General features: G+C 56.6%; 17 protein-coding genes. 4 read left to right on the top strand and 13 right to left on the bottom strand.

Annotated features, from left to right (window positions below; translation table 11 throughout):
* Positions 1-24: 24 nt before the first annotated feature.
* Positions 25-2,160, top strand: coding sequence for a GumC family protein (locus ACR3EP_RS19775; RefSeq protein ID WP_480639148.1), 2,136 nt, complete (start codon positions 25-27; stop codon positions 2,158-2,160).
* Positions 2,161-2,334: 174 nt separating this feature from the next.
* Positions 2,335-3,096, top strand: a complete 762-nt coding sequence (locus ACR3EP_RS19770) for a glycosyltransferase family 2 protein (protein WP_170362751.1) — start codon at positions 2,335-2,337, stop codon at positions 3,094-3,096.
* A gap of 200 nt (positions 3,097-3,296) precedes the next feature.
* Here the strand turns inward: ACR3EP_RS19770 and ACR3EP_RS19765 are convergent, their stop codons facing one another.
* From ACR3EP_RS19765 to ACR3EP_RS19740, 6 genes are all read right to left on the bottom strand, one after another.
* Complete coding sequence (locus ACR3EP_RS19765) at positions 3,297-5,123, bottom strand: BCCT family transporter (protein WP_170362750.1); 1,827 nt, start codon at positions 5,121-5,123, stop codon at positions 3,297-3,299.
* 120 nt (positions 5,124-5,243) lie between these two features.
* The gene (locus ACR3EP_RS19760) at positions 5,244-6,251 is read right to left on the bottom strand and encodes an Ldh family oxidoreductase (protein ID WP_480639147.1); all 1,008 of its coding nucleotides are present in this window, start codon (positions 6,249-6,251) and stop codon (positions 5,244-5,246) included.
* A 51-nt stretch (positions 6,252-6,302) separates the two neighbouring features.
* The gene (locus tag ACR3EP_RS19755; RefSeq protein WP_480639146.1) at positions 6,303-6,953 is read right to left on the bottom strand and encodes a DUF3726 domain-containing protein; all 651 of its coding nucleotides are present in this window, start codon (positions 6,951-6,953) and stop codon (positions 6,303-6,305) included.
* Positions 6,950-8,641, bottom strand: a complete 1,692-nt coding sequence (locus ACR3EP_RS19750; protein ID WP_480639145.1) for a hypothetical protein — start codon at positions 8,639-8,641, stop codon at positions 6,950-6,952. The genes ACR3EP_RS19755 and ACR3EP_RS19750 overlap by 4 nt, the downstream gene beginning before the upstream one ends.
* 14 nt (positions 8,642-8,655) lie before the next feature.
* Positions 8,656-9,633, bottom strand: coding sequence for a membrane dipeptidase (locus ACR3EP_RS19745; protein WP_480639144.1), 978 nt, complete (start codon positions 9,631-9,633; stop codon positions 8,656-8,658).
* Positions 9,633-11,084, bottom strand: a complete 1,452-nt coding sequence (locus ACR3EP_RS19740; RefSeq protein WP_480639143.1) for an aldehyde dehydrogenase family protein — start codon at positions 11,082-11,084, stop codon at positions 9,633-9,635. Before ACR3EP_RS19740 ends, ACR3EP_RS19745 begins: the two co-directional genes overlap by 1 nt.
* 107 nt (positions 11,085-11,191) lie before the next feature.
* Here ACR3EP_RS19740 and ACR3EP_RS19735 point away from each other — a divergent pair, with 107 nt between their 5' ends.
* Both ACR3EP_RS19735 and ACR3EP_RS19730 read left to right on the top strand, forming a co-directional pair.
* Positions 11,192-12,094 carry a LysR family transcriptional regulator gene (locus ACR3EP_RS19735; protein ID WP_480639142.1) on the top strand — a complete coding sequence of 301 codons (903 nt, stop codon included), beginning with the start codon at positions 11,192-11,194 and terminating at the stop codon, positions 12,092-12,094.
* Between the two features lie 55 nt (positions 12,095-12,149).
* Positions 12,150-12,287 (top strand): hypothetical protein, encoded by a 138-nt coding sequence (locus ACR3EP_RS19730; protein ID WP_480639141.1) that lies wholly within the window; start codon positions 12,150-12,152, stop codon positions 12,285-12,287.
* 91 nt (positions 12,288-12,378) lie between these two features.
* Here the strand turns inward: ACR3EP_RS19730 and ACR3EP_RS19725 are convergent, their stop codons facing one another.
* The 7 genes from ACR3EP_RS19725 to ACR3EP_RS19695 all read right to left on the bottom strand — a co-directional run bounded on the left by ACR3EP_RS19725 (position 12,379) and on the right by ACR3EP_RS19695 (position 19,573).
* Positions 12,379-13,371 carry an MBL fold metallo-hydrolase gene (locus tag ACR3EP_RS19725; RefSeq protein ID WP_170507851.1) on the bottom strand — a complete coding sequence of 331 codons (993 nt, stop codon included), beginning with the start codon at positions 13,369-13,371 and terminating at the stop codon, positions 12,379-12,381.
* Positions 13,372-13,492: 121 nt separating this feature from the next.
* Positions 13,493-14,446, bottom strand: a complete 954-nt coding sequence (locus ACR3EP_RS19720) for a LuxR C-terminal-related transcriptional regulator (RefSeq protein ID WP_254428645.1) — start codon at positions 14,444-14,446, stop codon at positions 13,493-13,495.
* 136 nt (positions 14,447-14,582) lie between these two features.
* On the bottom strand, positions 14,583-16,076 hold the full coding sequence (locus tag ACR3EP_RS19715) for a mannitol dehydrogenase family protein (protein WP_480639140.1): 1,494 nt from the start codon (positions 16,074-16,076) through the stop codon (positions 14,583-14,585).
* Complete coding sequence (locus ACR3EP_RS19710) at positions 16,076-16,849, bottom strand: L-iditol 2-dehydrogenase (RefSeq protein ID WP_480639139.1); 774 nt, start codon at positions 16,847-16,849, stop codon at positions 16,076-16,078. Before ACR3EP_RS19710 ends, ACR3EP_RS19715 begins: the two co-directional genes overlap by 1 nt.
* On the bottom strand, positions 16,846-17,850 hold the full coding sequence (locus tag ACR3EP_RS19705; RefSeq protein WP_480639138.1) for an ABC transporter ATP-binding protein: 1,005 nt from the start codon (positions 17,848-17,850) through the stop codon (positions 16,846-16,848). Before ACR3EP_RS19705 ends, ACR3EP_RS19710 begins: the two co-directional genes overlap by 4 nt.
* Positions 17,851-17,862: 12 nt before the next feature.
* Entirely contained in the window at positions 17,863-18,693 is an 831-nt protein-coding gene (locus ACR3EP_RS19700) for a carbohydrate ABC transporter permease (RefSeq protein WP_170351960.1), read from the bottom strand.
* A gap of 13 nt (positions 18,694-18,706) precedes the next feature.
* Positions 18,707-19,573 carry a carbohydrate ABC transporter permease gene (locus ACR3EP_RS19695; protein WP_170351959.1) on the bottom strand — a complete coding sequence of 289 codons (867 nt, stop codon included), beginning with the start codon at positions 19,571-19,573 and terminating at the stop codon, positions 18,707-18,709.
* Positions 19,574-19,626 lie beyond the last annotated feature (53 nt).

The raw sequence follows: 19,626 nt of genomic DNA, 5'->3' as shown, positions 1-19,626 counted from the left end.
GGCATTTGGGATAAATTATTTGATATGAAGCAATCTCCAATACACGAAGCACAGTTCAATTCGAGCCGCTCACCAGTGGGTGACGCGCCAGAAGATGACGTGGTCGATTTAGGAGTTTTGATTGGCACATTATGGCGTGGAAAGTGGATCATTGCCCTGGCCACCGCCATAGCCATTTTGATCGGAGGGTATTACGCCTATGTCGTCGCCGTGCCACTATACAGGTCGACTGCGGTGGTCATGCTGGAAACCGATCAAGCCAGCGTGGTTGACCTTCAAAGCGTAGTGGGCGGTCTGGCCGGAGACACCGCTGAAGTCAATTCCGAATTGGAAGTGCTGCAGTCCCGCGGCCTGATGGGCAAGGTCGTGGACAAGCTGGACCTCGTTTCTGATCCCGAGTTCAATTCCGATCTTCTGCCGGACTCGGCATTCGATGGAGTCAAACAGTTTGTCAAATCAGTGTTTGGCGCCGGAAGCGACCCCGAGCAGGTGGCCGACGAATTGACCCAGCAGAAATCCCGGGACAGCGTGATTACGGCCCTGCTCAAGAAGCTCTCGGTCAAAATCGTGCCGCAAAGCTTGGTGTTCGAAATTACGGTCGAGACGGAATCGGCACGCAAGTCAGCTCTGATAGCCGACACGATCGTCGAACTATACGTACTGAACCAGATCGAGGTAAAGTTTGAGGCCACCGAACAGGCGACGGCGTGGCTGACCGACCGTGTGGCCGAGCTGCAAGTCGAATTGGAAACGGCTGAGGCAAAAGTCAGCGACTTCAATGGGACGACTGCGCTGATCTCACCCGAAGCTCTACAGTTGCAGGAAGTGCAATTGAAAGATCTTCGTGAACGTCGTGTATCTGCCGAGGCAACCCGTGTCACGGCACAGTCCCGGTTTGACGCACTGTCTTCCGCAGACAACCGCGCGGCTCAGGCTGAAGCCAGCCAGGACCCGCAGTTGCAACGCCTTTTAACGCAAATCGAGGATTCCGGTACGGGGGAGACAGTCTTTGACACCGCTTTTCAACGTCTTCTCGCGCGCACAGCGCTTGAGGTGCGACGGTCGACGCAGCAGGTTCAGGCCCTGACACAATCGGCAGAAGACCTTGGGCAAAAGATCGCGCAGCAGAATGCGGACCTGATTACGTTGCAGCAATTGGTGCGTGAGGCCGAAGCGGTTCGGCTGCTTTATGAATATTTCCTGGCGCGGCTGAAAGAGACATCGGCGCAGGAAGGGATTCAAAAGGCGGACAGTCGGCAATTGTCACGCGCCGTTATTCCCAGCATCCCGACTTCGCCCCGAAAATCCCGAATTCTAATGCTCTCGGCCATACTGGGCCTCATGCTGGGCGGCGGGTTCGTCTTGTTGTCTGAAGCCCGACGCAAAGGCTATCGCTCTGCGCAGGATTTGGAACGCAAGACCGGCTACAGCGTTTTGGGTCAGATCCCGATCTTTCCTGTACGCGGGCGCCGCAAGGTTTTGGAATATCTGGCCGACAAGCCGTCCTCTGCCACGGCCGAGGCGGTGCGCAATCTGAGAACTTCGCTGATGCTGTCCAACGTGGACCGCCCACCACAAGTTGTGGTTATGACCTCATCGCTGCCGGGCGAGGGGAAGACGACAAATTCACTGGCGTTGGCCCAGAACTTTGTCGGTATCGGTAAGAAGGTCTTGCTGGTCGAAGGCGATATCCGACGCCTGACCATGACAACGCAGCTCAAGGGCGCACCCAAAAAAGGGATCGTGTCGGTTCTGTCCGGGGACGCCACGCCACAAGAGGTCATCTTTCAGGACCCGTTGCTGAACTGCGATATTCTGGCTGGTGAAGAGACCTCGGTGAATGCGGCGGACCTATTTGCATCAGAACGGTTCAAGGTTTTTCTGGACGACATGCGCAAGCTCTATGACGTCATACTGATCGACACGCCGCCAACATTGCTGGTATCCGACGCACGCCTGATTGCACGCAATGCGGATGCGGTGCTGTTGACCATCAAGTGGAATGACACATCCGCGCAAGACATCACCGAGGCAATGCGCCTGTTCCACACCGATAATCAGCGCTTAACCGGTCTTATTCTGGGTCAGATCAATGTCCAAAGCGCCAAGCATTACGGATATTCCTACGGAAGATATGCGTCCAAATATTACAGCGATTAAGGCTGTCAAAACGTCTTGGTTTAACGTGCGATTGACGTTTCAGTCGTTGCTGGCAGGACGGATCATTGCGGGGATACAAAAAGGTAAACAGCCTCGCTTTCTGGTCGAGCCTCAGCAAGGCTAAGAACGTTGTAAAAGATTGATATTCACGTTTGTTTTTCTTTGGAACTATGCATGAAATTTTCTATCCTTACAGCAGTTTGGAACCGTGCTGCCACCCTTCCAGATGCCTTGCAAAGCCTAGATGCACAAACCTACGACGACTACGAACACGTGGTTCAGGACGGAGGCTCTAGTGATGGCACGCTAGAGCTGCTTAATGCCCGAAACGATCCCCGCATGCGGCTGGTCAGTGAAACAGATCGGGGGCTCTATGACGCACTGAACCGCGCCACTGATCGAGCAACCGGTGATGTGGTCGGGTTGCTGCATTCTGATGACTTTTTTGCACATGCTGAGGTTTTGACTCGTGTTGCACAGGTCTTTGAGGAAACCGGCGCAGACGCGGTCTATGGTGATCTGGAATATGTGTCCGCGCGGGATACCAACAAGGTGGTGCGCCATTGGGTTTCTGGACCCTATGGCCCGCACAATCTGAAACGTGGATGGATGCCACCACATCCGAGCTTATTTATCAAACGCGATGTCATCACGCGGTGGGGTGGCTATGATGACAGCTTCCAGATCTCAGCAGATTATGACAGCATACTGCGTTATTTCGGCCAGGGCTGCATTTCAGCAGCCTATCTTCCGGAAGTTTTGGCCAAGATGCGCCTTGGCGGGGCCAGCAACGGCAGCGTCCGTCGAATTCTCAGGAAATCGACGGAAGATTATAAGGCAATCCGGCGCAATCAGGTTGGCGGTGCGCCCACTCTGATCATGAAAAACGCGCGGAAGGTGCCGCAGCTGTTTATGAATAAGCTGAGATCAAACTAGGCTTGCACAGCTCATGCTTCGGGGCGGGCAAAGTGATTTGGTTGACCACGTCTAGGTCCACGCGGGCGACCTACGCAGCCCTGTCGATACTGAACCCACCGCAAATTTACGATAGTTTCCAGACCCATAATAAGAGCTGGACAGACGCAAAAAAACGCCGCCCTAGGGGGCGGCGCTGCTGATTGGATTATTGGCTTAGGTTATTCAGCTGCCTGTGTTCCGGCGTCTTCGTGCCTGTCCCGCTGCCCGTCGCGATAAAGCGCCTTGGCCAGAGAAACACACATCAAACCCATCACCATAGTGAACGGCAGCGCACCGATGATCATCGCATTGCGCAATGCGTCCATCGGGTTGTTCTCACCCGCTGCCAAGATCAGCGCACCGATTACGGCGGTCAGAATCACACCCCAAATGATGCGATGTTTGACGCCGGTCTCCTGACTGCCACCCGACATGATTGTGTTCATCACCAAAATCCCGGAGTCCGCAGAGGTAACCAGGAAGGTCATGATCAGGATCACGCACATGACGTTCAGCATTGACAACAACCCACCGTCGATCATGTAGGACAAAGTCACGAACAGCTTGTTGGTGTTCGACGCCCCAATGATCGCGCCCTCGGCCGCGCCTGCCAGTTCCAGATCGATCGCGGTGCCGCCCAGGACTGTCATCCAGGCAAAGCACACCAATGCCGGTGCGAACACGCAACCCAGGATGAACTCACGCACGGTACGACCCTTTGAGATGCGTGCTAGGAACAAGCCAACGAACGGCGAGAACGCGATCCACCAAGCCCAATAGAACGTGGTCCAGCCCGACTGCCAACCAAACTGACGGCCCTGTTCACCGGCGGCATAAGCTGCGGCCAGAGTTGCTTCGTCCAGTTCAGCTGCTGCACCTTCCAGACCGCTCTTGAAGCCGTCAAAGCTGCCCCAGGCGTTGGTAGCACCCCCCATCAGGTCTGCCGCATGGGCCTGTGCTTCTGCGGGCAGTGCTGCAGCAAAAGCTTCTGCCGACAGCGGCCCATAGGCGCCAAAGCTCAGCGAGAGGAAGTGGAAGATATAGTCGACCATCGCCGAACCATAGGTGGTCATTGCAAAGACAAACGAGCCGAACACCACAAAAGTTCCTAGCAGGATAATCGACAACACAAGGTTCAGGTTTGATAGATACTTAACCCCGCGGCCGACACCCGAAACCGCCGAAATGATCGAAAGTGCCATGATAACGACCAGACCCGCGATCAAGCCCACCTTGGATGGTGCCGGAACGTCTCCGCTCAGGTCCATTACCCATTGCATACCGGTGATCGCATAGACCCCGTCGATAAACTGGCTGACACCAAAACCAATGGTGACCGAAACACCCAGGATGGTCGCAACCACGCCTAAAACGTCAACCACATGACCAAGAAAACCGTTCATCAGCTTGCCGAACAGCGGCGTCAGCGCCGCGCGGATCGTCAGTGGCATGTTACGCGTATAGGCGTAGTAGGCCAAAGACAGGCCCGTCACCACATAGATCGCCCAGGCGTGAAAACCATAGTGCAGGAACGTATAGCGATAGGCCGATTGGATCGCCTCGGGTTCATTGCCCGGAACATCCCCGGCAACCACAACGGGGTTTGAACCCCACAACCCCAACGGCTCGGCCGTTGCAAACACCATCAGGCCCACGCCAAGACCGGCCCCGAACATCATCGAGAACCACGAAAAGTTCGAAAACTCGGGCTTTTCTCCGGGTGTGCCCATGACACGCTTACCGGTGCCCGGAAGGATGGCCACCACCGCCAGAAACAAAAAGAAAAAGCCCACGATGATGACGTAGAAGCCGTTGAAGCTCTCCAGCAATTTGCCGTTCCAGCTGCCTAGGGTGCCGTTGGCATTGGCCGGAAAGACCAAAGCCCAAAGCACCAGAGCAACCATGATCGCCTTGCTTATCAGCGCAATCGGGACGCTGTAGTTCTCATAAAAACCATCATCCGCGGTCTTTATTTCTAAGTCCGTAAACGGTTCCTTTATCGACATCTCTGTTCTCCCTTGTCGGTAAATGGCCTTTTTATTTTTTGAAGTGCGCCATTCCCGCCAAATCTATAGGGGGTGCGCATATCAGTTTGTTATTCTCCGTCCGTTTATTGCCCTTTCGCGTCACAAAAGCGCACGGATCTTTTCAAGAAGGGCAGCGTTCACTGCGACACCTTCCTTTGCAGCCCCTTCTCTGTATGTCTTGCGACCGTCGCCTGGCAGGCGGGCACCGTCTTGCGAGCGGACCGACTCGATAAGAGCGGCCAGCTTGTCCTGAAACAGCCCGCCCGAAGTCGCCTGCGGGTCAATGGCAATAAAGAATTGACCGGTTTTCGGCGGGCCACCAGCCGTACCCGAGAATGGGCTGGCCACGGAACCCAGTGTCGCTCCCGCCATCGCAGCGGCCATCAATTCGACGGTCAGTGCAATACCGACGCCCTTGTAGCCACCCGAGGGAACCATCGAGCCCTTAAGTCCGGCCTCGGGATCGGTGGTGGGTTGGCCGTCGGCGTCCAGCACCCAGCCTTCGGGTACGGATTTACCTTCACGGGCGTGTTTCATCACCTCGCTTTTGGCAATTGTGCTGGCGGATTGATCGATCAGCAGCGCCGCATTGCCATCGGCATCGGGGGCGGAAATCGAGAACGGATTGGTGCCAACGACTGGCTTTGCACCACCAGAGGGGGCAATCGACGCAGGGGCGTTTGTAAATCCGATCCCCAGCAGCCCGGCCTGTGCCAGACGTTGCGTATGCACGCCAAGAACTCCGCAATTATACGAGTTGTTGACAGCCAGAACCGCCACGCCCTGTTCGCGCGCCAGCGGGATCAGTTTTTCAAATCCCAAATCAATCGCGCTGTGGGCAAAGCCGGTTGCGGCGTCCACCGTCACGACGGCCGGTCGAGGCTGCGCCAACACTGGTTTCGCAGTGCCGTCCACTTTTCCGCATTCCACGTGCTGGGCGTAGATTGGAATATAAGCCAGCCCGTGTGAAGCCACCCCATCCGCTTCGGTCATTGCAGTGGCGACCGCCAGAGGGCGCGCGTTTTCTTCGGATGTTCCGACTTTGACGAGCGCGCGAAAGGCCAGATCTTCGATCTCGGACAGTGACAGGGTTTCAGTGGCGATCATTGTGTATTCCCGTTCGTATGTGTTGCGCGCCCTTCACGGCAGGGGCGCGTTTCAGTCATTGTCGCTTAGCCCGGCACCGGCACCGCGCAGGCGGCTTTCTTCGGTCGCCGGTGCGAAGGTACGGTGGGCAAAGGCGCTGAGCCTTTTCCAGTTTTGCTCGGACACATCGGCGCGCAGCACCGGTTCCAGGCGCCCGGTCATCTCGGCGGGTGCAGAAAAGATCAGCCTGTCCGCGTGGCGCGTTTCAAGCGCTTCAGGCGTAGCTTGAACGCAAACCTGCCGCCCGTCGGTTGCCAAGCGCGCGCCCGGCCATTCGGCCGCAACCGGCACGCCCAGACGCAACGCGGCGCCGCCCATGAACGGCACCGCCAATAGGGGCAAGCTGACGTTTTCCATGGTGATCGAGCCCCGATCCAACAGGCGTATGGCGCAATCACTCAGCGATGCCCCGGCGATCAGCGGGCTCATCCGGCGTGTGGGGGCGTGCCAGACTTCGGCACTAAGAGAGACGGGCGACACATCAATCGACGGGATGCGGTCGTTCATTTCCAGCAGATCGGCCAACATCCCAGCCCCCGAGAACCCGAAAGCCGACAGCCAGCGCGTGCCTTTGGCCGCCTCTTCGGCCAGCCCCCATGACAGGCCGGCACCGCGCGCGGCGCGTTTGCTCATGGCTTCGATTTCATTCAACGAATGGCTCATGCCACGGCCTCTTCAAGTTCGGGGAATACCCAGAAATCGGCGTTTTCAGAAGCCAATTCGTAGGGCAGGGGAGCATTCCCATACATGCAGATCCGAACCCAGCGGTCCGAGCGAGGATCAAACTTGGTCGCGCCAAAGAAGGACAGCTTGCAGCGCAACATATCGATGGGCAGCACCCGATCCGAAATCGTATTGTCCCGGATTTCCGCATAGGGCGCGCGACCAACAATTTGAACGCGGCGCAAGACGTGGCGATGTTCGGGATGGCGTAGCAGAAAATCCGCAACCTGTGCCTCATCCGACCAATGAGCCAGCGCCTGATACAACAGCGCGGCATCCCTTCCGGGGGCCAGAGGTTGTTCATACTCCTCAATAGGTTCCTCAAAGCGTTCGCCCAGACGCGGTTCCAGCTTTTCTTCGGAAACGTACCAGGCGCGGGCCTTGCTGGCCGGGGTCGTCCAGTCCGTCTCGATTGCCCAGCCATAGATATCCTTCAGCAACGCTCGCAGATCGCCAATCTTCATTGCGCCAGCAATTCGAAAGGTCGCGGTGTTGTCGGCTGCCATGCTTTCGGCGAACCCATCCACCAGATCGCCGTAGGGTTCCAGAATAAGCGAAGCAATCCATTCCTGCCCTTCCAGGGTCAGGTTCGTCTCGGCCCAGGTGTAGAGAGTGTCCCAGGGATAGTCTGCATCAAGATTGGCGCTGGTCAGATAGTCGGTGACCTTAGCGACATCCCCACTTAATGCCGCTAGTTTTTCAATCTGGATCGGGTGTTCCGAATGCCAAGTGTCGACAATCTGCGAATTGCGCGCCAGCATTTCCCTGAACAGGGTGATTTCAGCCTCGGTTGCCTTTCGAACCGCGCGCACAGCTTGAATGGCCTGTTCGCGTGCAGCCATCCAGTTGTTGAACAACACCGGGTGGTTCAGCAGGAACGGCGCCATGCCCAAACCCGTCGAATTGCCTATGCCGATTGAGCGGGCAATTCCGGGGTCCAACCGCGCCGCCTGAAAACCGTTCTTTGCCGCGCGAATGTCGGCCATGTATTGCACCAGATCGGTCACAAACCAGCGCGTCAGATAGACCGACAACATCTCAACCTGGAAAGGCGCACGAAACTCGGGGCGGTCGGCGATCATCTCACGATCCGCAGCACCCAGTTTGCCCGAGCCGTAAACAGCTGTCGTGCGCATCAGGTAACCGACGTCCTCGATTTTCGCGACGGACGGCTGGCGTCCGCCAGCCAGTTCGCTGACGACATGCTCCCACAGGCGCACCGACCGGTTCGCGCGCGAGACCGATAGTTCTGTGCCGGTCACGCGCCCGGCTTCCTGAACCGGGATATTATGCGACAGGCGTTCGATGTCATCCGCAGTCGGCACACCATCGAACAATGTAAATGTGGCGTCCCAGGCTTCGGCAATCACCCGATCAGACCGTTTTTCAGGCGGCAGGTCATGGGCATAGGCGATCAACGAATATGACGCATCAGGCCCGTGGGCTGTATAAACAGCATGGCCGACGCCGTTTTCATCAATCTCGAAAGCAGTCTGCTCGAACCGCCAGTTCTCTCGGGCCAGACGCCGTGTCAAAACACGCATGAAGGATAGGCGCGACTGGTGCATCGATCCAAGGCGCGCAAGGCGCATCACCAGCTTAGGGTCGCGTTGGGAAACGTCAGTCATTCGGCCATGCCTCCTCAGTTTTCCGGCGGCCCGAAGTTGTCATTAAAGAAGCGATACCAGTTGCCTCCCATTATTCCGGCGATTTCGTCGGCGTTCAGGCCGGTCTTGCCCAAGCCATTCCTGATATTTCCAAAGTCACGATTGTCCCGGAACCAATCTGGCATGGGCGGGAAACCGGGGGCTGAGGCAGAGCCCTCACCATAGTCAATCTCTTTGGTCCAGCGACCGACGCGCATCCATTCCACGATGCTGTCGGGTTGATCCTGGCACAGGTCGGTGCCGATCCCCAAATGCTGAGCGCCGTATTTGTCCGCAGTCCGCGCGATCATTTCGCAGAAACTCTCAAGCGTGCAGTCGGATTTGTCCTTGAGGTGATGAGGGTAGACCGAAAAGCCCAGCATCCCACCGTTTTCTGTTACGGCCCGAATAACCATGTCCCGCTTGTTGCGAAGGGCAGGCGACCACTCATGCGGATTGGCATGGGTGATGGCGATGGGACGTTCGGAAAACTCAGCCGCCTCGATGGTTGAACGATCTGCCGAATGGCTCATGTCCACCACAAGACCAACGCGGTTCATCTCTTTGATGACCTGCTTGCCCATGCGGGTGATGCCGGTGTCTTCGGCCTCGTAACAGCCCGTCGCCAGCAACGACTGGTTATTATAGGTCAGCTGCATGAACCGCGCGCCCAGATCGTGCAGGATTTCGACCAGACCGATATCGTCCTCGATGGGCGAGGGGTTCTGGAAGCCAAAGAACACCGCCGTCCGCCCCGTTTCGCGGGCCACGTCAATGTCGCTGGCCCAGCGGCCTTTCATGATGAGGTCGGGGTATTTCTCGAACCAACGGTTCCATTTCTCAAAATTCAGAACCGTTTCGCGGAAGTTTTCGTGATAGGCGATGGTGACGTGGATCGCGTCCACGCCCCCTTCGCGCAATTGACGGAATATTTTCTCCGACCAGTTGGCGTATTGCAAGCAATCGATCAGCATCAATCCGGCTTTCCGGCGCTGATATAGGCGGTCTTGACCGTTGTGTAGAACTCAGCCGCGGCTTTGCCTTGTTCGCGCGGGCCGTACGAACTGTCGCCGCGGCCACCGAACGGCACATGATAATCGGTGCCTGCGGTGGGCAGGTTTACCGTGACAACGCCGGTGCGCGCGTTGCGGCGGAAATGCGTGGCCCGAGCCAGCGATTTGGTCACGACGCCCGAGGTCAGGCCGAAATTAGTGTCATTGACGACGCTCAGCGCTTCATCATAGCTGCCAACCTTGATGACGCTGGTCAGTGGCGCGAACATTTCTTCGCGGTTGATGCGCATATCGTTGCGCGTGTTCAGGAACACGCCGGGCGACATGTAAAAGCCGTCATGCGGCATATCCAAACGCTGCCCGCCACAAGCCAGTTCCGCGCCTTCGGATTTGCCCAGATCGACATAGGCCAAATTTTCAGCCAACTGCTGCTGGCTGACGACCGGACCCATCTGAACCCCTTCCTCCAGCGCGTGGCCGACTTTCATCGCCTGCGCACCCGCAACCAGCTTTTCTACAAACGCGTCGTGAATGCCTGCGTGTACCACGAGGCGAGAGGAGGCCGTGCATTTTTGCCCTGTGCCACCGAACGCCCCGCCAAGGGCCAGCGTTACCGCCAGATCCAGATCGGCGTCGTCCATAACGGCCAGAGCGTTTTTCGACCCCATTTCCATCTGAACTTTGGTTAGGTTCTGGATGGCCGCCGTCGCGATACCCTTGCCGACCGGAACCGAGCCGGTGAAAGAAATCGCGTTGACCTTAGGGCTTTCGACAAGACGCTGACCGATTGATCGGCCCGATCCCATCACAAGACTGAACAGACCCTTAGGGATATCCTGACGATTGATGATCTCGGTTAGGGCCACCGCCGAGGCGGGCGTAATGTTGGCAGGTTTCCACACAACGGCGTTGCCATAACACAACGCCGGAGCGATTTTCCACGAAGCGGTTGCCGTGGGGAAGTTCCACGGGCTGATGATGGCGACAATGCCTACGGCCTCGCGACGCACATCAACCTCGATGTCGGGACGTACTGAATCAGCGTTCTCACCAATCTGGCGCAGACATTCAGCAGCGTAATAGGTAAAGAACTGACCGGCGCGATAGACTTCGCCCTTGCCTTCGGCCAGCGGTTTGCCCTCTTCGCGGCTGAGCAGGGTGCCCAGTTCCTCGGCACGTGACATCAGTTCATTGCCTATGGCGTCCAGAACTGCCTGTTTGCGCTCAAGCCCATAAGCCGCCCATTCGGCTTGTGCGACACGCGCCTGATCCAGCGTTGTCTCTAGCTGATCGGCGCTGGCCTGAGCAAACATACCAACCAAGTCGCTCAGATCAGATGGGTTGCGGTTTTCGATTTCGCTTTCACCTGCCAGCCACTCGCCAGCGATCAGGTTCTTTTGGATGTCAGCCATAGCTGTGTCGCCTCATTCAGAAAGTATCGATCAGGTATGGACCTCTTTGGGGTAATCAATCAAACTAAAATTATTGAACATTACTTCAGCTAAGTTGAAATGATCGGATGACACTCAAAATCGAATTGCTTCGTGGCTTTGTCGCCGTCGCGCGTTGCGGCAACCTGACGGACGCGGCTTTGGTCCTGAAACGAACACCTTCTGCGGTGTCGATGATGATGAAACAGCTGGAAACCCATCTTGGGGAACCGCTGTTCGAAACGGACCGGAAAAACAAGCTAACAGCACTAGGAGAATTTGTTCTCGAGCAATCAGAGCAGGAAGTTCAGCATTTCGACAATACTGTACGCGCCATCGAAAATTTCGCTGACGCCAGTTTGGGACATGTTCGAATTGCCACAGTACCGTCAGTGGCTGGCACAATCATTCCGCAGGTTTTTGCCCGTAAAATAGACACATATGACAAAGTCCGGATCGACCTGCGCGATATGGATTCAAAATCGGTTTTGCATGAATTGTCACGCGGTCGAATTGATATCGGTATCGCAACACTGGGCGTCAACGGGTCCAGTCTGCACAGCCAGCTTTTGCTGACCGACCGGTTCGGCGTTCTGGTTGCCCCAGATCATCCGTTGGCCACTGGCACCGGCCCCGTCAACTGGAAAGCGCTGGAAAATGAACGTCTGATCGCCAATAGCTTATCCGACGGCATTCCGGGTCCAGAATCCGAAAAGATACACGCCAGATCGCGTTTATCGGCCCATAACCTGACCTCCATTCTGGGGATGGTCAGGGCTGGTATTGGCGTGACCATCCTGCCCGAAATGGCCGCAATCTCTTCAGGGCCGAGCGACCTTGTGTTCCGTCCACTGGCCGATGAGACCTTAAAGCGCCACATTCATCTGTTGCGCAAAGCGGGATCGGCGCTGTCACCCGCCGCGCGCAAATTGGAGAAGGACATCATTGAAACGGTCGAAGCTCTGACAACAGAGCATCTTTGTTTTCGATAAGAAAACGCCCCTGGACAACGAAATTGGGTTTTCACCGCGCAACGTGTCGGCCCGGTTGCTCAGAAAAGCGACCAGTGCCGAGTCCGAGGAATTGGCGGTGATGCCGGAATTGGCGGATGGTTGGAAAAGGGCGTTCAAGCGGATGGTGGCGGGTGAATACGACGAAGATGTTCAGCGGCGGCTAAACGGCTGAAGGTGAATTCGCCCTGAGGCTACGTCAGCTTTACGTGAGTTTGTGGCAGGGCGGCCCGCGCGAAAGTAACCGCCCTACCGGCCTGCCTAGGTCAGGCTGTGTGTGCGTTGTGCCCAAAATACAGGAACTCGCGATCCATTCCGGCCACATCACCCGATTCGAGAGACAGGCTGGCCGAATCCAGCATCTTGTAGCTTTTCTGCGATTTCACCCATTCATCCGCATTCTGAAGCGTGGTCAGCGTATAGCTTGTGGTCTCGCTCAGGTAATGCGTTGGAATGATGATCTTGGGCTTCAGCTTTTCGACGATGTCGTTGCCTTGTTTATAGTCCAGAATGTGCTGCGACCCGTCGACGGGCAATGTCAGAACATCAACCTGGCCAATCGCATCCCAGAATTCCTGTGGCGGATCGTGCCGGTTGTCGCCCCAGATCAGTGTGCGGATGCCGCCGGTTTCAATCAGATAAACCACCATGTCCATGTGGCTGACATTGTCCGGCGGGCAGGCTTGCACTCCGAACTCGCCCAGTGCGTTGGTCCAGTCGTACCAGCCCGGCGCGCGACACACGTGTTTGTCCGCAAAACCGGTGATCTTGATGTCGGCAAATTCAAAGTTCCCGACCATCCGGTCCAGAACCATGGTCGAAACCGGGCGGTGAATGGCGTCATGGTCGAAATGCGTATGCGTGGACATGCAGATATCGACCGGCGTTTCCGGGAATTCATTCTTGAACCACAGACCCCACGCACCCGAAGGGTCGTCGCGCCAGGGGTCGAACAGAACGGTGGCACCACCGGGTGATGTGATCTTGATGGCGCAGTGACCGTAATAGTCGATCCCGACGGTCCCATCCACGGATTGTCCCGTGGTTTTCTGCAATTCGATCACGCCGTTATTGTTGCCGGGTTGTGTCCAGTCGGTGGATTGCGCCTTGGCAGATGTCGTGGTCAGCAGCGAGGCCGCCCCACCAACACCGGCAGCACCCGCCGCCATAAAAAAGGATCGCCGCGACAGGCCCGGCGTCAACTCATCCTTGTCACCACGCAATACCGTTGGCTTAAGGTCCAGGTCATCTCTTTCCATTTTTGGTGTTCCCTGTTGTCTCTCGTTCCGGTCTTTGCCGGAACAGAAACAGGGTACCAAGCCGGTTTATTAAACAGTGCATCGAAAATTTACGGGGGAAACATGGGGGGATTCCCCATGTTCACTGGATCGACAACAGCAGGCTGCGCAGGTTCTTACCGCTGCGTTTCAATCCAAGCTTTGCGCGTATGTTGTTGCGGTGAAACTCGATCGTGCTGGGTTCGCGTGACAGCGTTCTCGCAATATCCTTGGTCGTCTGCCCCCGCATGATCAACTGTGCGATTTCCTGTTCGGTTGGTGTCAGGGATTCAAAGATCGTGGTCAGTTGCCCACTCATCTCAGAGGTGATGGATTTCAAGCTTTCTTCAGCAAGGTCCAGATAAATCCGACCGGCAGGGTCGCTGTCCATTCGGCCACGCAGCTTTGCCAGATGCGGAACCACCAACCCCTTTATCTGACTTAGAATCTTGGCATCATATTCCTGCCGCGAAGTTTCGACACTGCTCAGCAATACCCGCAACGCGGCATTTGCCTCTTCCAGATCTGCGGTCCGGTTGGCCACGCGCTGTTCCAGTTGATCCAGCGTGGCTTGCAATTCGGCCTCAAGCGCGGTGCGGCGGTCAATCTCAACCAGCAACGAAAGATCGGATTCTATGACCCTCGCGAATTCCTGCAGGCCCTCGCGGAACAGCATTGCGCGTTGGTTACGGCGCGAATCCAAAACGCAAATTGTTCCAAAAATCGTACCGTCGGGCCATTTGAGCGGATAGCCGATATAGAAACTCATCCCGTGTTCTAGGTCGTCATTGTCACACCATTCCGGGTCTTGGGTTGCATTTTCGACCGTCAGTTCGCCATCGCGTTTCAGAACGCCATAGCAATAAAGTTTCTCACTCAGGGTAAAACCGCATCCTACCTCATAGGGGTTGTTGTTACTTCTGCTTGTGACAAAAACAGAATGATGAGGCGCATGTGTCCGCATCACGAGACTTGCAGGGACATCGGCAACCCGGGCAATCAGATCGACGATCCGCTGCCATTTGGCGATGGTTTCCTGCGAAATTGTGGGTTTCAAGCCAACCTCCGAGCGCAACATAGGTTACCCGATGAAACCTATTTGCAGACATTGTCAGTATTTTTGCCCGAATTTGCACGATGTTCAAAATTTATCGCGAATATTTGACCTCGAAAGCCGAAGGCCAGCCACCGGATTACCCGAGGTATTGCGCAATTGCCGCCCGGCTTCCCCGTTGCCAGATGGTCCTGAGCCATAGGGAAAACGCTGTTGCAAAACGTTCTTCCCGGCCGATATCTCCGTAGAACTTGCTTTGTGCGATCCAGATCAAGGGGTCCGCTTTCGCGGCTAGAGCAGCGTCATGCAATTCGGTCCAAAAGGGGTCATTATCCGCGATTTCGCTTCCGTCTTCGCGAAGGCCCGCGCACATCCGGCACCAGAACGCCTCGGCCAGGGCAAGCCCGTTCACTGGCGATCCTGACGCCAGTGCGTCACGCAGCGACGGCAGCAAAAATCCGGGGTGGCGGGACGAGCCGTCAAAGGCAACCCGGCGAGTTGTGTCGTGAATGGCAGTATTCGCAAAACGTCTCGCGACCAGTTCAAGATAGTCAGCAGGTGGTGTTCCAGGCACCGGCGCGACATGAGGTAATATACCCTCAGCCTGAACCTTTTTGGCAAAGGCTGTGATATCGTCATCCTGCATACAGTCGGCAATCGTCGGGACATTCAGTATTTCCCCAACATTCGCAAGCAGTTGATGGCCGCCATTCAGAACACGCAGCTTCATGGCCTCGTACGTATGTACATTGCGGGTCAGTGTCACACCAACCTTTTCAAGCGCGGGACGATCAGCGCAGAAATCATCCTCGATCACCCATTGGCGAAAATTCTCATGCGAAACCGGGGCGCGGTCTTCGATACCCAGGGCGCGGCATTGCGAGATCACCTGATGTGTTGTGGCCGGCACGATGCAATCCACCATCGAATTCGGAAATGCCCCGTTCTGTTCGATCCAGTCGGCCAGATCAGGGTCAGACAACCGCGCCAATCCGACGATACAGTTACGCAGGATCGTTCCGTTGCCTTGCAGATTATCGCAGCTGAGCGCGGTAAATGGTTTCAAGCCATGCGCTCGACGCTGCCCAAGCGCCGCAACGATGGCGCCGAAAGCCGTACTAGGTTGGTCTGGGTTTTGCGCATCGTGGCGGATATCTTGGTGGGTAGTGTCTAACGCCCCGGTATTGGCGTCCAGGAAATACCCCCCTTCGGTGATGGTCAGGGACACGATGCGGATCGCTGGATCGGACATTTGTTGGATCAACGGCGCGTTCCCGGGTTCGATCGGCAGATAGTCAATCATCGGGGCAACGATTTCAGCGGACATGCCGGACGGGTCAAGTTCGATCAGCGTTGTCAGACAATCCTGGCTGACCAGCTTTTCCCGCATTCCGGCATCATAGGCCCGAACCCCTGCGCCGATAATCGCCCAGTCCTTTGCCAGGCCCTGCTGCATCAAACGGTGGATGTACCAGGCCTGATGTGCGCGGTGGAAATTGCCAAGACCGATATGCACGATACCCGGTCGCAATTCAGCGTGGCGATACGATGGCCTTCTGACTGCTGCGGGCAAGTCCGCAAGGGCATCACGACCCAGCGGTACCGGAGGTTTTGCGTTCGCCAGAGGATCCATCAGCTCATCCAGTTTCCGCCATCGACATTATAGGTTTGCGCGACGATGTATTTGGCCTCGTCCGAAGCCAGAAAAACGGCCATTCCGGTCAAATCTTCGGCGCGGCCCATACGGCCATAGGGAACAGCCGCCGCCACTTCGCGCTTTTTCTGCCCGGGGGCTTTGCCTTCGTGTTTGGCAAAGAACGCATCAACACCGTCCCAGTGTTCGCCGTCAACAACGCCCGGTGCGATGGCGTTTACGTTAATCCCGTGTTGGATCAGGTTCAGCCCTGCCGATTGCGTCAGCGAGATAATCGCCGCTTTGCTGGCGCAATAGACCGCAACCAGAGGTTCACCACGCCGTCCGGCCTGAGAAGCCATGTTAATGATGCGGCCTTTGACCCCGTGCGCGATCATGTGTCGTGCAACCGCCTGCATGGTGAACAGGGTTCCGGCGACGTTGATGTCAAAAACGCGGTTGAAATCGGGGCGCTCGATCTCGGTGATCGGGGCGGCAGTGAATATCGCGGCGTTGTTGATCAGAATGTCGATGGGTCCGAAATGCGCGAGTGTTTGCGCGACTGCTTGGTCGATGCTGGACTGATTGGTTACGTCCGTCTCGATGGCTAGCGCAGGATCACCGATTTCGGCTGCGGCCTTTCGCGCACGGGTGATGTCGACATCGGCAATCGCAACACGCGCGCCCTCGGCAACATAGGCTTTGGCAAAGGCTAGGCCGATACCACGCGCGGCCCCCGTAATTAGAGTTGTTTTGCCGGCCAAACGCGTCATTCGATGCGCAATCCCTGTGCGTCAAACCGATGAATGACATCTGCACGTGGGGCCAGATGGACACGATCTCCATGACGGAATCCGACCTCTCCATCCGCGCGCACGGTGATGGTTTCGGCCAACCCGGTTTCGTGGATATGAAAGAAGGTGTCCGACCCCAGATGTTCGGATACGCCAACGACACCAGACCATGGCCCGTCGCTTTCGGATACCGTGATATGTTCAGGGCGCACACCAATGGTGTGGGCCCCGTGTTTCGCGGCCTCTTCACCCTCGATAAAATTCATTTTGGGCGAGCCGATGAAGCCTGCAACAAACAAATTGCGCGGAGTGCGGTACAGCTCTAGTGGGCTGCCGACCTGTTCGATGACACCGGCCTGAAGCACCACGATCTTATCGGCCATGGTCATCGCCTCGACCTGATCATGTGTCACGTAGATCATTGTTGTGGCCAGACGCTCGTGCAACTCGCTGATCTCAAGCCGCATGCCTACCCGTAACGCGGCATCGAGATTGGACAGCGGTTCGTCGAACAGAAACGCCGCAGGTTCGCGCACAATGGCGCGGCCAATGGCAACACGCTGGCGCTGCCCGCCCGACAATTGTCCGGGTCGACGATCCAGATAGTCTGCAAGGTTCAGTACACCTGCAGCGCCTTCGACGCGCTTGTCGATTTCCGCCTGATCCAGTTTGGCCATGAGCAGCGGGAATGCGATATTCTTGCGCACCGTCATATGCGGGTACAGAGCGTAAGATTGGAACACCATCGCCAGGCCACGTTTGGCGGGGGGCACGTCAGTGGCATCTGCCCCGTCAATATCGATAGAGCCCGAGGTGATATCCTCCAACCCCGCGATCAAGCGCAGCAAGGTGGACTTGCCACACCCCGAAGGGCCGACAAAGACCGTGAACTCGCCGTCCTCGATGGTCAGATCCAGAGGCGGAATGACCTGCACGTCGCCGAAGCTTTTGGTCACGGATTTAAGTTGAATACGTCCCATACGTCGTCTTCCTTATTTCACAGCGCCGAAGGTCAGGCCGCGGACAAGTTGTTTCTGGCTGAACCAGCCAAGGATGAGGATTGGTGCGATCGCCATGGTCGAGGCCGCGCTGAGCTTGGCAAAGAACAGGCCCTCGGGGCTGGAGTAGCTGGCAATGAAGGCAGTTAGCGGTGCCGCGTCGACGGCGGTCAGGTTGAGGGTCCAGAACGCTTCGTTCCACGCCAGAATGAAGTTCAGGAGAACTGTCGAGGCGATGCCGGGGATGGCCATGGGCGTCAATACGTAAAGGATTTCTTCTTTCAGTGTCGCCCCGTCCATCCGTGCGGCTTCCAGAATTTCACCGGGGATTTCGCGGAAATATGTGTAGAGCATCCAGACGATGATCGGCAGGTTGATCAGCATCAGCACCACGACCAGTCCACCGCGTGTGTCTAGCAGTCCCAGACGGATGAACAGCAGGTAGATCGGATACAATACGCCAACGGCAGGTAGCATTTTGGTGGAGAGCATCCACAACAGGATGTCCTTTGTGCGCTTGGACGGTACAAAGGCCATCGCCCATGCGGCGGGGACCGCGATGATTACGCCAAGAATGGTCGATCCGCCTGCGATGATGACGGAATTCCACAGGAACCGCATATAATCAGACCGTTCTTGCACGATGGCATAGTTCTCAAGTGTCCAGTCGAAATTCAGGAACAGGGGCGGGCTGGCAATCGCCTGTGCCTCGGTCTTGAAACTGGTCAGAATGGTCCAGAGGATCGGGAAAAAGATCAGCAGTCCAACGGCCCAGGCAAGGGCGGTGTTCAGCGATTTGCGGCGGGGTGTGACGGTGCGGGCCATGGGTCGTATCTCCTCACGCGTCCAGGTTTTTGCCGACGATGCGCATCAGGAAGATGGCAACGATATTGGCAAGGATGATGGCGTAGACACCTCCGGCTGATCCAAGGCCGACGTTTTGGCTTTCCAACACGCGCTGGAAGATCAGGTAGGTGAGTGTGCGGGTGCCGAATGCACCGCCGGTGGTCACGAAGATCTCGGCGAAGATCGACAATAGAAAGATCGTCTGGATCAGGATCACAATCGTGATTGCGCGGCTAAGATGCGGCAAGACGATATGGTAAAAGCGCTTCAGAACTGGCGCGCCGTCCATCTCAGCTGCTTCCAGCTGTTCGCTGTCCAGCGACTGGATGGCCGTCAGCAGGATCAGCGTGGCGAAGGGTAGCCACTGCCACGACACGATCATGATGATAGACGTCATCGAGGCCTCGGACAGCCATGAAATCGGCTCGGCCCCAAAAAAACGCCACAGATGCGCCAGAAGACCGTTCACCGGGTCCATGAACATGTTCTTCCAGACCAGCGCAGAGACCGTAGGCATCACAAAGAAAGGTGCAATCACAAGGATGCGGACAACACCCTGACCCCACATTGGTTGATCCAGTAGAATGGCCAGCAGGATGCCCAAAATCACGGTGATCACCAGTACACCACCAACGATCATCAGCGTCGCCTGCACGGCAGGCCAAAACGAGCTGGAGGACACAAACCGGACGTAGTTGTCAAAGCCGACCCAGCCCAGATCACCACCGCGTAGGGGCAGGTATTTCTTGAAGGAAAAATACAGCGTCATTGTCAGCGGCACGAGCATCCAGCCAAGCAGCAGGACCACGGCGGGTGCCATCATTAGGCGGGCCACTGATCGGGAATGTTGGGTTGCCATGGCGCAAGACCTCTCTGTTCAGGCGCATACCAGCCTGCGAGAAAAACGTGGAT

The sequence above is a fragment of the Ruegeria sp. BB10 genome (assembly GCF_056535725.1).
The sequence above is the reverse complement of the archived record's forward strand: the minus strand, read 5'-3'. Positions and strand labels throughout refer to the sequence as shown.

Coding starts and splice junctions, on each gene's coding strand:
- ACR3EP_RS19775 (WP_480639148.1), top strand. CDS start 25: ATGAAGCAATCTCCAATACACGAAGCACAGTTCAATTCGAGCCGCTCA.
- ACR3EP_RS19770 (WP_170362751.1), top strand. CDS start 2,335: ATGAAATTTTCTATCCTTACAGCAGTTTGGAACCGTGCTGCCACCCTT.
- ACR3EP_RS19765 (WP_170362750.1), bottom strand. CDS start 5,123: ATGTCGATAAAGGAACCGTTTACGGACTTAGAAATAAAGACCGCGGAT.
- ACR3EP_RS19760 (WP_480639147.1), bottom strand. CDS start 6,251: ATGATCGCCACTGAAACCCTGTCACTGTCCGAGATCGAAGATCTGGCC.
- ACR3EP_RS19755 (WP_480639146.1), bottom strand. CDS start 6,953: ATGAGCCATTCGTTGAATGAAATCGAAGCCATGAGCAAACGCGCCGCG.
- ACR3EP_RS19750 (WP_480639145.1), bottom strand. CDS start 8,641: ATGACTGACGTTTCCCAACGCGACCCTAAGCTGGTGATGCGCCTTGCG.
- ACR3EP_RS19745 (WP_480639144.1), bottom strand. CDS start 9,633: ATGCTGATCGATTGCTTGCAATACGCCAACTGGTCGGAGAAAATATTC.
- ACR3EP_RS19740 (WP_480639143.1), bottom strand. CDS start 11,084: ATGGCTGACATCCAAAAGAACCTGATCGCTGGCGAGTGGCTGGCAGGT.
- ACR3EP_RS19735 (WP_480639142.1), top strand. CDS start 11,192: ATGACACTCAAAATCGAATTGCTTCGTGGCTTTGTCGCCGTCGCGCGT.
- ACR3EP_RS19725 (WP_170507851.1), bottom strand. CDS start 13,371: ATGGAAAGAGATGACCTGGACCTTAAGCCAACGGTATTGCGTGGTGAC.
- ACR3EP_RS19715 (WP_480639140.1), bottom strand. CDS start 16,076: ATGGATCCTCTGGCGAACGCAAAACCTCCGGTACCGCTGGGTCGTGAT.
- ACR3EP_RS19710 (WP_480639139.1), bottom strand. CDS start 16,849: ATGACGCGTTTGGCCGGCAAAACAACTCTAATTACGGGGGCCGCGCGT.
- ACR3EP_RS19705 (WP_480639138.1), bottom strand. CDS start 17,850: ATGGGACGTATTCAACTTAAATCCGTGACCAAAAGCTTCGGCGACGTG.
- ACR3EP_RS19700 (WP_170351960.1), bottom strand. CDS start 18,693: ATGGCCCGCACCGTCACACCCCGCCGCAAATCGCTGAACACCGCCCTT.
- ACR3EP_RS19695 (WP_170351959.1), bottom strand. CDS start 19,573: ATGGCAACCCAACATTCCCGATCAGTGGCCCGCCTAATGATGGCACCC.